Genomic DNA, 15,374 nt, shown 5'->3' on the forward strand with positions numbered 1-15,374 from the left:
ATATGCCGGAATGAGACGAGTTATGAGCGGCAAAAGCGCATAAAAAAGGACTGACCTGAATGTTTCAGCATCAGTCCTTTTACGATTATTTATGAAAAGTCGGTTTATAAAAGGAACGGTTTTCCAGTGCAAATACACGTTCAGTGTATTCACCCGGCTTCACGCGCTCAAGCGCTCTGTCCATCATATTCATTTTTGCATCCAGGTTGTCTATATAGTGTAAAATTTCCGCTTCTTTCACCATCGGCGGTTTCGGGCTGCCCCATTCTGCTTTGCCGTGGTGACTCAAAATCAAGTGCTGAAGAATTAACACCTCTTCAGAATCGATTTGAAGCTCCTCAGCCGCTTTTGACAGCTCTGTGACCATAATCGAAATATGGCCGAGCAAATTGCCTTCGACCGTATACGAAGTGGAAACAGGGCCAGACAGCTCTTTTACTTTTCCAAGATCATGCAGGATAACGCCAGCATAAAGCAGATCGCGGTCAAGAGACGGATATAAATCTGCAATGGATTTCGCCAGATTCAGCATAGACACAACATGATACGCTAAACCTGAGACAAACTCATGGTGGTTTTTCGTAGCCGCCGGATAATCCATAAATTCAGTTTCGTGTTTTTTGACTAAAAACCTTGTGATCCGCTGGATATTCGGATTTTTCATTTCAAATATATATTGAGTGATGGTATCCATCATTTCATTTTTCGGAATCGGCGCGGTTTCTAAAAAATCATCAATATTGACGTTTTCATGCTCGCTCACCGGTCTGATATTTCTCAGCTTCAGCTGATTGCGCCCGCGGTAATGGTGAACATCCCCCACGACCTTCACAATCGTCTGCGGCGCATAGGTCACTTCATCGCTTTGCTTGGCATCCCACAGCTTCGCCTCAATATCACCTGACTGGTCTTGCAGCATCAGCGTTAAAAACGGTTTTCCATTGCTGGCAATCCCTTTCGTCGAGGATTTAATCAATAGATATTGGTCCACCTGTTCGCCAACCTCATGTAGCATAATCCCTTTAGCCATTCTATTAAAGCTCCCTCCGTATCTTACATAATACCAGTATATCACATACCGTTTTACAGCTATAGAACCTCTTTTATGACACCAAATGAATGATTTGGCTGCTTTGAAATGCATCTTTCACATGGTCATGGCATGTAAAATATAAAATCTGCCTTCCGTCTTCGGATAAATTATAAAGAACGTCTAATACTCGTTTGAGCCTTTCCTGATCAAAATGAACAAAGCTGTCGTCAAGCTGAAACGGAAGCCTTGACCCATCCTGACGCGTAACGGCCAGGGCAAACCGGATCGCTGTATACAGCTGCTCACATGTTCCCTGTGATAGCTCTTCCGCGTGATAGACAGTTCCATCACAACGCATGACCATAATAGAATCATCTGTTTCAGAAAAATAAATCGTCTTGTAGCTTCCGTCGGTCAGCGGGCGGAAAAATTCTCCGGCCGTCTCCAGAAGGCGTGGGAGCTCGACTTTTTTATGCCGTTCCAATTTGTTTCGGATCACCTGTTTGATCATTTGGATCGAGGCCCATTTTTTAGCGATTTCTTTTACACGCTCTTTTTGCATTTCCGTTTGAAGCTTGAGATCTGAGACCAATCCCGAAGCCTCTAATTGTTCCTGTTTGACGAAGAGCAATGCGATTTGGCTGCGAAGGTGTTGAATCTCCTCAGTCAGCCGCTCTTTTCTTTCATTTTCAACTACTTGCTTGTTTTTCAATTCAGAAAGCGTATTGGAATCCGCCAGTTCAAGCTCCTCTGGGTGTCCGCCTTGAAGCTGTGCGTTTACGTGATGAAGCTTGTTCTCCGTATCCTTCAATTGCCTGCTGATGTCAGCTATGGCGCAAAACTCATTTCTGTCTTTTGCAGCCGCCGCGGCAAATAGCTGTTCGATCTGTGCTTCAAAATACTGTATTTCTTGCTCCAGCTCCAGCAGCTGCTCCTTTGTATAATAAATATCTGTTTCAATAGCCTTTTTTTGCTTCGCGATTTCTTTTTCACGTTCAACGTTTTTCCGCAATGTGTGAAGGGCGTCCGAGATGGAGGTGTTCTGACTCTCATTCGCAGGATGAAGCATGCTGACGCGTTCTTCGAATGTGCGTCGGTGCTTTTTCAGCCTGCCTGCTTCAATTGTCAGCTCATGCTTTTTCTTCACTTCTTTTTTGACATCCTTCATTAAGCTGTATGCATCAAGCAAAAAAGACGGATCTTCCTTGAATCCGAGCTCCTTCATAAAACGCTCGACCTGTGAAAAGGACGGGGCCATATCGGCTTCCCACTGTTCAAACTGCTGGATGACTCTTTCATACGCCGCCTCTTTTTGCTGGAGCACTGCCCGCTGGGTGATGAGATGCTGTTTATTGCGGTCATCCTCCCATAACGCTTCTCTAAGCGCTTCGGCTTCTGCCGGTGAAATGTTTGTCATTGGCTGTCTCATCTCCCGGCTGTTTCCGGAAGACGGTGTTTTTTTCCCAGACACAAGCCAATATACAAGAAGGGCAGCGCCGATACTTATGGCGGGAATCCATTGCTGCAGCAACAGAAAGAGAACGATGAACAACATACCAGCTGCAATGACAACCTTTTTCTGTTTAGCCTGCTGCCTTTCAAAAAACCTCAGCTGCTCTCTCAGCTTCGCTTGCTCCTGATGCTGCCCCTGTGCTTCATCATATGCTTTAAGAGCCGCTTCTTTATCTTTTCTTTCGTTGTTTTCAAGGATAGCGGACGAAGCGGCATGAACGGCCTTTTCTGCGTCTTCCAACTCTTGCCGGGCAAGTTCAAACGTCTCATCAAGCTGCCGTTTTCTGTCTCTTGCCTGTACGTATTGCTGCACCGCCTGCTGAAGCTGCCATTCATAGTCATATGACGAGTTCATATTCAGGAGCTCATTTTCATCCGTTTTATTGAGCTGTTCCAGTCCTGCCGCAGCCTGTGCAGATGACTGGCGCAGCTGTGCCTGAATGGCGGCGAGCTGTTCTCCATAGGATTGGTACATATGAAACGCTGCCGAAAGCTCTTGTATCAGCGTTTCTTTCGCCAAAATGTCTTTATCCGGATTAAGCTTTTGCATCTGTTTGTCCAGCTCCGCCATCTTCACCCGAAGCGCCTCCAGCTGTGCGGATTTCGGGTGAAGGTGAGATTCATATTTTTCCAGCTGATGCAGTCCGTCAGCCGGAAATTGTCCCGCCTGTTCCGGATATTGTGCCATCGCCTGTTCCAGCGCCGCTTTTTCATTTAGCAGCGGCTTCAGCTCAATCGCTCCCTCAATCGTTCGGATATGGCCTGCCGCCTCTTTCAATTCGGTTTCTGCGGCTGCAAGACGGGCTTCGAGCGTTCTTTTATCCTCAAGAATCTGATGATAGCCCGCTTCCTCTGCTTCAGCCTGTTTTAGCTTCGCTCCCAGCTGCTTAAGCGTTTCCAGCTCCTGATTCAATTGAGGGTTTCGCCCGTTTGGTTTATAGAGCCTTTCGCCTTCCTTTGTCAGCTGTGAATCAAGCTTAGATACGGCTTCAGCGCCAAACAAGCTGGAAAACAGCAAAAATTCCCCTATCATGTCCCGATTAAAGGCGTGAATTTCCTGCAGCCCGAATACGTCAAACGAATAAATGGCTTTGTACAGCGCCCTGTCTGTGCCCTGGAACAGCTGCTTTAAAAAATCTTCTTGCTTCACTTCGCCTTTTTCTGTGTACACTCTCAGCTTTTCGGCAGTCCCCTTCGTCCGTTCAATTTTCACAGCCCCATACTCAGGATGTTCAGCTTCAAGAACACCGCCATAGACACCGCCTGTTTTCGGTTCATATTTTTTCGTTTTTGGAAAACCAAACAGCATGCTTTCAATAAATGACATTATCGTCGTTTTCCCTGCCTCATTTAATCCGTAGATTAATTGGACAGGCGAGGCGGAAAAGTGAAAGGTCTGATTGGAAAATTTCCCGTATTGGTAGATATGTAAAGATGTAATTCGCAAAGCTTTCACCGCCTCATATTTCAAGCACCTTAAGCTGTCTTTTCAATAAAATCTGTGCCTGTTCTTTTATTTCCTGTAACTCCTCTTGGCTAAACCGGTCCGCGTGCCTTCTGTACACAGGATGCCGCTCAAGCCCTTCCAGCACATCTGACAGATCGCCGCGGTCAATGTCCGCAAATAAACCGCCAAAAAAAGGATCAAGGTTTGTAAGGTTTGCTTCATTTTCTATCTCATCGTCCAATGAAAGCGGAAAAACGAAGTGTTCCTCCTCAGCCTCTTGCTCCTGAAAGGCTTCGAGAAGCTCATCCAAGGTGCCTTTCGGCGCCTCCAGCAGCCATTCCGGCGCCCGCCCTTGTAATACGAGTCTTACACAAACAGGGCTCCCCTTTATCCGGAGCTTCGAAAACGCGTCCTCAACCATTTGGAAAATGGCAGTCATATTCTTTGCCCCCGTCACATCAACTGCCGCTTTTTCCCACAGGACATCATGCGCTTTCTGAAATTCATAAGAAATATCTCCGTTAGTCACACGAACGAGATAATAGCCTTTATCTCCCGTCTCCTTCATATGGCGCGCTTGCGTGTTTCCCGGATAGATGATTGCCGGGTGCTCGGCAGAAAGAACCTGGCGTTTATGTATATGGCCAAGCGCCCAATAATCCATTCCGCTTTTCACGAGATCGTCATGCGTAAACGGGCAATACGGATCGTGTCCTTCAGATCCTGATAGTGTGCCATGGAGCATACCGATATGAAACGGGGCGTCAGTCGACCTCCGATAGCGGGCGGCTTGGTTTTCCGTCACGGCTCTGGCCTGATAGCTGAAACCGTAAATGCTTGCTATGCGCCTACCTTCCTTATAAAACGATTTTTCTTCAGGAACTGCGGACGAAAAAATATGGACATTCTCAGGCCATTCAATCGGCGTCCACTCCCCGCCAAGATGATCGTGGTTCCCAAAGATCACATAAACTGAAATCCCGCATTCTCTCAGTCTTTCAAACTGTTTTTTCAAAAAGAGCTGCGCCTTTAAGCTTCGATTGGCTTCGTCAAACAGGTCCCCCGCCAGCAAAATGAAATCAACGTTTTCTCTTACTGCAGCATCTATCATATGTTTCACGCTTTTAAATGTGCTTTCTTTAATCCGGGCAAAAATCGGTTCCGGCAGATGCGATATCCCGTAAAACGGGCTGTCTAGATGTAGATCTGCCGCATGAATAAAGGTTAGATCAGTCAACATTCTGCTCCTTTCCAGGATGAAGTACCCTTATTTTAGCATCGAATTCTTGCGAATGCACGTTCTGTCAATAAAGAAACAGCCTGAGAATCCCCAGGCTGTTTTTAATCAATTTTTCGCTAAACGAAGTGCTTGTTTGATCGCTTTGAATGCGCTTGAGTTGCCGTAAATCAATACACCGCCCTTGTAAATTCTGGCACCGATGACAGCCAGTATGACAATGGTGAGCAGCGTGATTCCGATTCCGGCAGCAGCCTGCCAGAACGGAATATCAAGCATACCGACGCGCAAGAACATAATCATTGGTGTAAAAAACGGAATAAACGAGGTTACCGTAATAAATCCTGCATCAGGTGCATTCAAGCCGAACATCGCGATCATAAAACCGGCGACAACCAATAGCGTCATCGGCGTGATCGTTTGCTGCACGTCCTCTATTCTGCTGACGACACTGCCGAGAAACGCGGCAAGTGTCGCGTATAAAAAGTAGCCGAGCAAAAAGAAAATCACAGCATAGATGACAGTGGTTGCTGATACGTCGGTCAGATTAAGAAATCCGCCGACAGATGATGCCGTTTCGCTCTTTTGGTTCAGCTTAAGCGACAGAGAGCCGGCTCCTATAATGATTGCAAGCTGCGTGATCCCGACGAGCCCGATGCCAAGCAGCTTTGCAAACATCTGCTGGATCGGCGGCATGCTTGAGATCAGGATTTCCATGACACGCGAAGATTTTTCGGTTGCAACCTCCATCGCAATCATGCTGGCATACATAATCACAGAGAAATAAATGACGAACAGCATAATATAAACAAGCCCTACCGTCTGGCCCAGCTCTTCCTCAGACTTCGCACCCTCTTTCAGTGCCTCCTGCCCGACAGTAACGGGCGCATAAAGACTGCTGATCGTTTCCTGCGAAACGCCGAGCTCCGCCGTTCCGACAGCCGTTTTGGTTTGCGTCAGCGCCTGCTGCAGCGTTTGGTACGTGCTTTCATCAGAAATCGTTAACGCTTTATATGTTCCTGAAATGGTTCCTTTTTCATCTCGTTTAATGATGAGCATGCCATCAAGCGCTTCATCTTTGACTTGCTTTGTGACTTCATCCTCCGATTGCTTCGATTGCTTCACATCAAGATCACTGTTTGTATCCACCGCTTTCAGCTGCTTCGAGAAAATCGGATATAATTCGTTTGTTTCATCAACAACGGCGATTTTTTCTTTCGCATCATCACCTTGAAACAAAGAAATGATCGACTCCAGATTCGTTACAACTAAAACAAGCAGTACTGTGATGACAGTCGAAATAATAAAGGATTTTGCCATAATCTTATTTTTATATGTATGAGAAAGCATGATCCAAAATTTATTCATAGACGGCCCCCACCTTTTCTATAAAAATATCATGCAGTGACGGCTCTTCAAGCTCAAACTTTCTGATAAACCCTTTTCCTTGGAGCATAGCAAAGATCTCTTGAGAAATGTCTTCATTAGCGATCTGCAGCTTGACGCCTCCGGCCGTTTCCTTCCATTGGAGAATGCCTTCATGAGACTGCAAAAAACGCAGATCTTCATCGGCGTGAATGGTGACATTCTTTTTGCCGAAGGAACGCTTTATCTCCTTCAGCTTGCCTTGCACAACCGGCTTTCCTTTCTGCAGTATGCAAAGGTTCTCACATAGCTCCTCCACATGCTCCATCCGATGGCTAGAAAATAAAATAGAAACGCCGCTGTTTTTCAAAGAAATCACAGCCTCTTTTAACAGCTCAACATTGACAGGGTCCAGGCCGCTGAATGGTTCATCAAGAATCAGCAGCTCCGGCTTATGCAAAACAGCCGAAATAAATTGGATTTTCTGCTGATTTCCCTTCGAAAGCTCTTCAACCTTCTTATTCTCGTAATCTGTTATATTGAAGCGTTCAAGCCATGTGCCGAGCTCTTTTACAGCCTCCCGCTTCTCCATCCCTTTTAATCTGGCAAGATAGACGAGCTGATCCTTTACCTTCATTTTCGGATAAAGCCCCCGCTCTTCCGGCAAATAACCGATTTTGTTGCTGATACTGTAATTAACAGGGTGGCCCTTCCAGCTGATTGAGCCCTCTGTAATGCTTAATAAGCCAAGGATCATGCGAAACGTCGTCGTTTTTCCCGCTCCGTTTGCGCCTAAAAGACCGAACATTTGCTGTTCCGGAATGTCTAAGTCCAATCCGTCAACGGCTTTAAAATCTCCAAATGTCTTCGTTACGTGATCAATCTTAAGCACTGAATCTCCTCCTTCCCTGACCCATTATATACTAATATTGGATGGAACATAATAAAGGATTTTGATTTCCTTTTTAGAATATAAATGAAGAAGACTGATAAACCTTGAAAATGGAGGGGAAACCTGATGGCTGAATATTTCCTTACAGCTTTTGATCCTTCGGGGAAAACAGTGGTAAACGAGCGATTCGAGGCGAAAAATGAAGAAGCGGCTAAAACGCATGGTGAAGCCCTCTTAAAAGAAAAAGAGCTTCACAGTCATACCCATCGTTTAGTCAATGCAGCCGGAAAGCTGATTTTGTTTCACAGATGATCAGCTTTCCGGCTGATCTGTTACACTTGGAACTTCGGCTCCCGTTTTTCTAAAAAGGCACGGATTCCTTCTTGGTGATCCTTGGTCCTTCTCATTTTCTCTTGGGCGCTGCGCTCAAGAGAGAGCACCTTTTTCAGTTCTTCAAGCTGGAGGCTTTGAAAGATACCTTTCGTTTCGATCATCGCCAAAAGAGGTGAGGCCAAAAGGGTTTCGATAAAGGGTCTTGCGCCTTCCGCAGGGTCTCCGGCAAATGTCCCGTCAAGGAGCCCCATATCGGCGGCTTCCGCGGCAAAAAGTTTTTTCCCGCTCCAAATCAGCTTTTTCGCCTTCGCTTCCCCAATTCTTTTCTTCAGCAAATAATGCCCTCCGCCGTCTGGAACAAGCCCAATGCCGATAAAATTCATCGCGAGAACGGCGTTTTTTTCCGCGAGCACAATGTCAGCGCAAAGCGCCAAACTCAGACCCAATCCCGCAGCAGCGCCGTGAATAGCTGCAATTGTTACTTTCTTCATCTGATATAACGTCAGAGTGACAGCCTCAATCGTATCCATCAGCTGCTTAAATTGATCAGGGTCATGCTCTGATGTCATCATCCGGATATCTCCGCCGGCCGAAAAGCCTTTCCCCGTTCCTCTCAAGAGAACGATGAGCGCCTCGCTTGCAGCCGCCATTTCGACCGCCTCCTTCAATTCAGACAGCATCTGTTCATTAAGGGCGTGATGGGCATCAGGTCGATTCAGGATAATCTCGGCAACGGCTCCATTCACTTCATACTGAATAAACTCCATATGAAACACCTCCATGTATGCGCTTGCTTTTTTCCTTCACATATACATTCCCCGCCATCCTCAAATAAACCTTTTTATTTTTCAAGGTCAATAGATACTGAAAAATGCATATTGTTTGAATGGAAACATAAAGTTTTATATAGTGAAAAAGAAGGGATATCTTGACGAGAAGGGAGGAAAGGAACATGGATAAATTGCTGATCAGTTTTCTGTTAAGTTTATTTATGGTGTACTTTCCCCCTTCGGACGTGGTTCTGCCGTCCCAGCTTGAAGCAAGCACTGACAGCTATGTGCCTATGTCCTCATATCCGCAGGAAGCACAATCGGCCAAAATTCCGTCGCCGAGCAGCCTGTACCTGGCAGACCTGAACAAAGAGTACAGTCCGCTGGCACAGTCTGTCAGGCAGCTATCTGTCAAGCCCCTTGACGAACCGCTGATAAACAGGCTGGAAAAGGTGTGTGCCGTCCCTGTCAAATACCAGTCTAATTACCTCCGAATATAAATCCCCAAGCTTTATTTGCAACTCGCCCCATGGCCAACACTACATTCGGAGGGATTTTCATTGAATATTAAAGAAAACGATCTGCCGGGCATCGGCAAAAAGTTTGAAATCGAAACAAGAAGCCACGAAAAAATGACGATTATCATTCATGATGACGGAAGAAGGGAAATTTACCGGTTTAATGACCGGGACCCAGATGAGCTCCTTTCCAATATCTCATTGGATGATTCTGAAGCAAGGCAAATTGCCGCTATTCTAGGTGGCATGGTCTATAAACCGCAAGCACTGGAGTCCATCGAAATGGCCTTCAGCAATCTCATTATTGAATGGTTTAAGGTCGAAAAAGGCGCCAAATCGATCGGGCGCACACTCGGGGAGCTTGATGTCCGCCAGAACTACGATGTCACTGTGATCGCCATCATCAAACACAATCAGGAAAAACTTTTAAATCCCGGAGCCGATTCGGTTATTGAAGAAAATGACACACTTGTCCTCTCAGGTGAAAGAAAGCATCTGAAGAAACTGATTCACGATTTTCTTTCTGGAGAGGGCGTGTGAACGGCCGATGGATCATCTCGTATTTGAAGTCGGTACAGCACTTGTGCTTGTCGCGATTGCCAGTGTAATCGCCAATAAAATTAAATTTTCGATTATTCCGTTTCTGATTGTGCTGGGAATGCTTGTTGGACCGCACGCGCCGAAAATAGGGATTATTGATCTAACATTTATTCAAAGCAGTGAAATCATCGAGTTTTTCGGGCGAATGGGCGTACTGTTCCTCCTCTTCTATCTCGGACTCGAATTCTCTGTCGGGAAGTTAATCAAATCAGGAAAATCAATCGCGGTCGGCGGAACGATTTATATTTTGATTAACTTCAGCCTCGGACTGCTTTACGGATTTATCACCGGATTTTCCTTTCTGGAAGTCCTCATCCTCGCAGGCGTCATCACAATCTCGTCAAGTGCGATTGTCGCAAAAGTGCTCGTTGATTTAAAAAGAACCGCGAATCCGGAAACCGAGCTGATTCTCGGCATCATTATGTTTGAGGATATTTTCCTTGCCGTGTATTTGTCCGTTGTCTCCGGCCTTGTGTTAGGCGATGCGACATCAGTCGGGAGTGCACTCTTGTCCATTTTGATCGCCTTCGGTTATATGCTGCTGTTTTTTATCGCAGCAAGAAAACTCCCGCCGCTGTTGAACAAACTGTTGGACATTCGCTCAAACGAAGTGTTTATTATCGTCATTTTCGCAGCACTCTTTTTTATCGCCGGGTTTTCAGAGACGATTCATGTAGCAGAAGCAATCGGCGCGCTGCTGCTCGGTTTGGTCTTTTCAGAAACAGAGCATTCCGATAGGATTGAACACCTCGTTGTTCCGTTTCGCGACTTCTTCGGTGCGATGTTCTTTTTCAGCTTCGGCCTCAGTATCGATCCGTTTTCGCTTGGTGAAGCGGTTTGGCTTGCGTTGGGTGCAGTGATTTTGACCATTCTGGGAAATTTTATCGCCGGAATGGTGGCAGGACGACGCGCAGGGCTTTCTCATAAGGCTTCATCGAATATCGGGCTGACGATCGTATCGCGGGGAGAATTTTCGATTATCGTTGCGAATCTCGGAATAGCCGGCGGACTGTCGGCCACATTAAAACCGTTTGCCGCATTATATGTCCTCATTCTGGCGATTTTGGGACCGCTTGTCACAAAGGAATCAAAACGAATTTACCGCTTGCTGAACAAGGTATTTAAATGGAAGCCTGAGGTTCAGCCCGCAAAAAAACAGGGATAAAAAAAGCAGCACTGTAATCAGTGCTGCTTTGTCGTTTTTTCAAAAATCTGCTCTAAATATTTGATTTTTTCGTCCGTGTAGTGCTCGAAGCGCTCATTGTACGATTTCGGATCTTTCGGATTCGCAAAATGCGTGATTTTCCCTGTATCCCGATCAATAAATTTACTAGCAGCGCCGCAGCCGATTCCGATAATCGTCTGGACCTCTTCCATAATCATAATGTTGTAGATGCTTTCTTGTCCCGGCAAAGAGTATCCGACGTTTTCAAGGTTTCCAAGAATGTTTTTCTGGCGGTATAAATAATAAGGCACATACCCATGCTCTTTCGTCCAGGCTACCGCGTCATCCATCATTTGAGAAACCTCTTCCCTGCCGGCGACTTTGTATTTATGCTTGTTTCTCGTCATTTCTGACGCCCGTTTAAAGGAAAGCGTATGAACCGTAAGAGATTCCGGCATCAGCTTTTCCGTTTCTGAAAGGCTGTGTCTGAATTCCTTCACGCCTTCCCCAGGCAAACCGATAATCAAGTCCATGTTGATATTATTCATGCCGTGCCGGCGTGACAGATGATATTTCTCAATGGTCTCTTCAACCGTATGATGCCGCCCGATCGCCTTTAGCGTTTCGTTTTCATAGGATTGCGGATTGATGCTGATCCGGTCAATGTCATATTTGTTTAAAACGGCGAGTTTTTCTTCTGTAATCGTGTCAGGGCGTCCGGCCTCCACCGTAATCTCGCGAATGTTTTTCACATCCGGGAAGGAGCGGACCATTTCCTCATACAGCAAATCCATTTCCTCCGCGGTAATGCTTGTCGGTGTCCCGCCGCCAAAGTAAATGGTTGTAACCTTGACATCATGCTCCTTCAGCCATTCGCCGATTTTCTGCATTTCGTAATGCAGCCCCCATAAGAAAGAGCCGACTCTGCCCGCCTGCCCTTGAATGGCGTATGCAGGGAATGTGCAATATGCGCACTTTGTCGGACAGAACGGGATGCCGATATAAATGCTGACTTCATCCTTTACTTGATACAAATCCGGTACTGCCGCCAGCTGTCGGTCAACAATTTCTTGCATTAACTCAATTTTCTCATCATGAATTAAATAGTCTTTTTTCAATTCAGTGTGAGCTTGCGCCTTCGGCATTCCGCTTTGCAGCTTTTTATGAAGCAGCTTTGTGGGCCGGATGCCTGTAAGAATTCCCCACTTTTGCGTGATGCCCGTATGCGCCTGAAGAAGATTGAGATACACATAAGAAATCGTGTTTTTCACTTGCTTAAAGGCTTCTTTTTCATTCATATCGGGAGAAAAAGATTTTGTATGCTGCTCCTTTATGACAGTTCCCTTCACTTCTCCCGAAACCGTCACATGCTCATCCGTTTGTGAGCAATCTAAAGAAATGACAAAATCTGCGGGCTCCTCTCCGCCGTACACAAGCTCGCACTCCTCATAAAACAAATTTGCAATATTTTGCAGAGGCCGATGCAGGCGGTCATCATGTATGCCTTCTATTTTAATTTGCAACTTCATCACCTAATTTATCAGATTCAAAACTTTCTTTAGTGTACAGAAATAAACCGTTAAAATCAATCCGGCAAAAAAGCCGCCGCACCTGTCAGGGCGCGAGCGGCTTTTTTTACACACGTTTCATGTGGAACTTATCAAGAAATCCTTTTCGCTGCTGCATTCGAAAATATTCCTTCATCATGTAAGCAACACCTTGCTCGTCATTCGACCTTGTGACCCAATCTGCCTTTCTCTTGATCTCCGGAGCGGCGTTCCCCATCGCTACCCCAAGTCCGGCAAGTTCAATCATCGGGAGGTCGTCATACTGATGCCCGATGGCCACGACATCATCCATAGTCAGGCCCAACTCTGAAGCGACAAGGGCCAGGCCGGCTTCCTTCGAGACACCTTTCGGGACGATATTCAGCTTCTCATCGTTTACGCGAATAACATCAACCGCAGGGAAGGCTTTCGTAATCGTTTCTGTGATGTCATGCTGAATGTCGTGCTCCGTATACACTTCGATGACAGGTGCACTCACCGGCTCATCCATGAGAAGATCGCTTAATGATTCAACGAACTGGACTGGATAAAAGATCGGGTCAGACGGATGAATGAGTGCTTTCCCCAATAAATTTGAATTCACCTTTTTCTTGTTTCCAATGGAATACTTCTCGTGAAGAAGCCGAATATTGCATTGATAGCTCTCCAGCACTTGAACAATGTTAAAGGTGTGATCGTCAGAAATTCTTTTTTCAAAAAACGGGGCGTCTATTTTCTCAGCGATGTATGCCCCGCTATGGGTGATCAGCTTGGCATCAAGCTTAAGTGATTTCGCTATTTTCTGTGCTGAACGAAAATGGCGATTGGTCACGAGAGTAACGTAAATCCCTTTTTTCTTTACATATTCAATCGCGTCCTTCGTTGCCTGATGAATCTTCCCGTTCGACCGTAGCAGCGCTCCATCTATATTTAAGGCAAGCAATTGTTTTGACACAGAGATGTCCCCCTCCTTGATGACTGTACTTGTGTATAGGATATGACCCTGTCTCTGTGTTTAGAACAACCTTTTCTGGAAAGCAAAAAAAGCCTGACTCAGCAGACTTTATGTATGGCATGATGATAGGATACGATCGAAGCAGCCATTCTCCCTAATATCGTTATTTCGATTTACGAAAAATCATGTATCAGGAACCCCTTGTTTGACCGATGATGCGCTCCGAACACTTACTCTCTGTTGCTTATCCCCTCTATTTAACGGCATGATATGCGACCGTATCCAATTGAAACCTTGTAAGTGTAGGCGCTTTCAATGCCATTATCTCAGTTTTTCTTGCTGATGACAAGGGTTTTTTTAACTAAAAAAAGTATCCAAATGATGTATACTAAGGTAGGATTTGTTGTTAATTTTTGGAACTAATCGCTTGATACAGAACATACATTCCCATATAATATAAATAATAAACGAAAAAGCGGTGATCAGATGGCTGATTTAAAAGAAATATACAATGAAAAACTAATATCTCGATTGATACACCATATAAAGGCATCTTGTCCTGATTTTAACCAAGACAACTTCGAGGAACAATTGCTGCAGGAAGACTGGCCTGAACTCGCTTTAAAAGAGCGGATGCGCCGCATTACAGCTTCCTTATACGAAACACTGCCAAAACATTACAATGAAGCGCTCTCAATTTTACGGGATGCAGCCCCCCATTTTAAAGGACTCAGCGGAATTCTATTCCCTGATTATGTGGAACAGTACGGGTTAGCGCATTGGGAGGAATCAATAAGGGCATTGGAATACTTTACGCAATATTCTACCTCAGAATTTGCTGTAAGGCCTTTTTTGCTTTTAGATCAAGAAAAAATGATTGCACAATTTCTTAAATGGTCCGAGCATGAAAATGAACACGTGAGAAGACTTGCGAGCGAAGGAAGCAGACCCCGCCTGCCATGGGGAAAATCGATACCCGCTTTAAAATCGGATCCTTCCCCCGTTCTGCCGATCCTTGAGAAGCTGATGCAGGACGAGTCCTTATATGTAAGGAAAAGCGTGGCCAACAACCTGAATGATATATCAAAAACTCACCCTCATTTGCTGAGAAAAGTCGCAGATCAATGGTACGGAACACATCCTTATACCGATTGGATCATCAAACACGCCTATCGGACCTTATTAAAAAAGGGTGATAAACAGGCCTTAGCGCTTTTTGGTTATGAAAATGCTGAATCGATACAATTACATGATTTAACATGTCAATCCAGCCGTATAGTTATTGGCGAAAGCCTTGAATTTTCTTTCTCTATTCATTCAGACAGGGATCAAAAAGTAAGAATTGAGTACGGAATTGATTTTGTAAAAGCAAGAGGTCAGCGTCATCAAAAAGTATTTAAAATAACAGAAACAACTATAAGAAAAAACGAAACGAAGTCATACATAAGAGTTCAATCCTTTAAGGATCTAACTACCAGAAAACATTACAAAGGAATTCATACATTATCAGTGATTATCAATGGAGAGGTAAAAGACTCATTGGATTTCCAAGTTTGCTGAATGAAAGAAAATCCCTTCTTTTCCAAGAAGGGATTTTGCTGATTAGCCTTCGACACTGCCGTAAAGCTCTTCTAAAGGCTTCATAATGATTTTGTTCAATTCGCCGATCAGCATGCTCATGCGCTGCTCCGCTTCCATCAGCTGAGAAATTTTTTCGTGCTGCTGTACTAGCGCAACTGTTTTTTGGGCCTGAGTCACTTCTTCTTGTGTAATTTCTTCTCCTGCCATTTGTTTTTGCTGGAGTCTAAGCTGTACATCACGGAAGTTTTCGAACATGCGCTTCGCTGATTCATCTGCGTTTACTTCATCGTAAAGGTTTTTCAAACGGGTGAACTCTTCGCTCCCGCGTAATGCATTTTCCAGATCATATGCTACATCATAAAAATTAACTGCCATTGTGAATAGCTCCTTTCATCATTGCCGTTTAGACATACCACTCC

The 15,374-nt window shown here is 45.2% G+C and carries 14 protein-coding genes; 5 read left to right on the forward strand and 9 right to left on the reverse strand.

Features of this window, described 5'->3' with window-relative positions:
- Window positions 1-85: 85 nt before the first annotated feature.
- The 5 genes from yhaM to AC0C66_RS14595 form a co-directional block, all read right to left on the reverse strand.
- A complete protein-coding gene (yhaM, locus tag AC0C66_RS14575; RefSeq protein ID WP_061188283.1) occupies window positions 86-1,030 on the reverse strand; it encodes a 3'-5' exoribonuclease YhaM in 945 nt (314 codons plus the stop codon).
- 73 nt (window positions 1,031-1,103) lie between these two features.
- Complete coding sequence (locus tag AC0C66_RS14580; RefSeq protein ID WP_072182747.1) at window positions 1,104-4,001, reverse strand: ATP-binding protein; 2,898 nt, start codon at window positions 3,999-4,001, stop codon at window positions 1,104-1,106.
- Between the two features lie 4 nt (window positions 4,002-4,005).
- On the reverse strand, window positions 4,006-5,232 hold the full coding sequence (locus AC0C66_RS14585) for a DNA repair exonuclease (protein ID WP_072182742.1): 1,227 nt from the start codon (window positions 5,230-5,232) through the stop codon (window positions 4,006-4,008).
- Between the two features lie 105 nt (window positions 5,233-5,337).
- On the reverse strand, window positions 5,338-6,597 hold the full coding sequence (locus tag AC0C66_RS14590) for an ABC transporter permease (RefSeq protein ID WP_072182741.1): 1,260 nt from the start codon (window positions 6,595-6,597) through the stop codon (window positions 5,338-5,340).
- On the reverse strand, window positions 6,590-7,486 hold the full coding sequence (locus AC0C66_RS14595; RefSeq protein WP_072182740.1) for an ABC transporter ATP-binding protein: 897 nt from the start codon (window positions 7,484-7,486) through the stop codon (window positions 6,590-6,592). Before AC0C66_RS14595 ends, AC0C66_RS14590 begins: the two co-directional genes overlap by 8 nt.
- A 126-nt stretch (window positions 7,487-7,612) precedes the next feature.
- Between AC0C66_RS14595 and AC0C66_RS14600 the strand changes: the two genes are divergently transcribed.
- Entirely contained in the window at window positions 7,613-7,798 is a 186-nt protein-coding gene (locus tag AC0C66_RS14600; protein WP_061188280.1) for a YhzD family protein, read from the forward strand.
- A gap of 20 nt (window positions 7,799-7,818) precedes the next feature.
- Here the strand turns inward: AC0C66_RS14600 and AC0C66_RS14605 are convergent, their stop codons facing one another.
- On the reverse strand, window positions 7,819-8,586 hold the full coding sequence (locus AC0C66_RS14605) for an enoyl-CoA hydratase (RefSeq protein ID WP_072182739.1): 768 nt from the start codon (window positions 8,584-8,586) through the stop codon (window positions 7,819-7,821).
- 185 nt (window positions 8,587-8,771) lie between these two features.
- Between AC0C66_RS14605 and AC0C66_RS14610 the strand changes: the two genes are divergently transcribed.
- Genes AC0C66_RS14610 through khtU form a run of 3 tightly spaced genes read left to right on the forward strand, consistent with a single transcriptional unit; the run spans window position 8,772 to window position 10,872 of the window.
- Window positions 8,772-9,089 (forward strand): hypothetical protein, encoded by a 318-nt coding sequence (locus AC0C66_RS14610; protein ID WP_072182738.1) that lies wholly within the window; start codon window positions 8,772-8,774, stop codon window positions 9,087-9,089.
- A gap of 60 nt (window positions 9,090-9,149) precedes the next feature.
- On the forward strand, window positions 9,150-9,647 hold the full coding sequence (gene khtT / locus AC0C66_RS14615) for a K(+)/H(+) antiporter subunit KhtT (RefSeq protein WP_072182737.1): 498 nt from the start codon (window positions 9,150-9,152) through the stop codon (window positions 9,645-9,647).
- A 7-nt stretch (window positions 9,648-9,654) separates the two neighbouring features.
- Window positions 9,655-10,872: a K(+)/H(+) antiporter subunit KhtU gene (khtU, locus tag AC0C66_RS14620; protein ID WP_063334972.1), complete on the forward strand. Its 1,218-nt coding sequence runs from the start codon at window positions 9,655-9,657 to the stop codon at window positions 10,870-10,872.
- Window positions 10,873-10,889: 17 nt separating this feature from the next.
- Here the strand turns inward: khtU and AC0C66_RS14625 are convergent, their stop codons facing one another.
- Window positions 10,890-12,395 (reverse strand): coproporphyrinogen III oxidase, encoded by a 1,506-nt coding sequence (locus AC0C66_RS14625; protein WP_014113221.1) that lies wholly within the window; start codon window positions 12,393-12,395, stop codon window positions 10,890-10,892.
- 112 nt (window positions 12,396-12,507) lie between these two features.
- On the reverse strand, window positions 12,508-13,374 hold the full coding sequence (locus AC0C66_RS14630) for a Cof-type HAD-IIB family hydrolase (protein ID WP_014113220.1): 867 nt from the start codon (window positions 13,372-13,374) through the stop codon (window positions 12,508-12,510).
- Window positions 13,375-13,860: 486 nt separating this feature from the next.
- Here AC0C66_RS14630 and AC0C66_RS14635 point away from each other — a divergent pair, with 486 nt between their 5' ends.
- Window positions 13,861-14,934 carry a DNA alkylation repair protein gene (locus AC0C66_RS14635; protein ID WP_332606720.1) on the forward strand — a complete coding sequence of 358 codons (1,074 nt, stop codon included), beginning with the start codon at window positions 13,861-13,863 and terminating at the stop codon, window positions 14,932-14,934.
- 42 nt (window positions 14,935-14,976) lie between these two features.
- Here AC0C66_RS14635 and AC0C66_RS14640 read toward each other — a convergent pair whose 3' ends face one another.
- Window positions 14,977-15,330 carry a YlbF/YmcA family competence regulator gene (locus AC0C66_RS14640; protein ID WP_003224239.1) on the reverse strand — a complete coding sequence of 118 codons (354 nt, stop codon included), beginning with the start codon at window positions 15,328-15,330 and terminating at the stop codon, window positions 14,977-14,979.
- Between the last annotated feature and the right edge of the window lie 44 nt (window positions 15,331-15,374).

The sequence above is a fragment of the Bacillus sp. VA13 genome, from assembly GCF_055710085.1.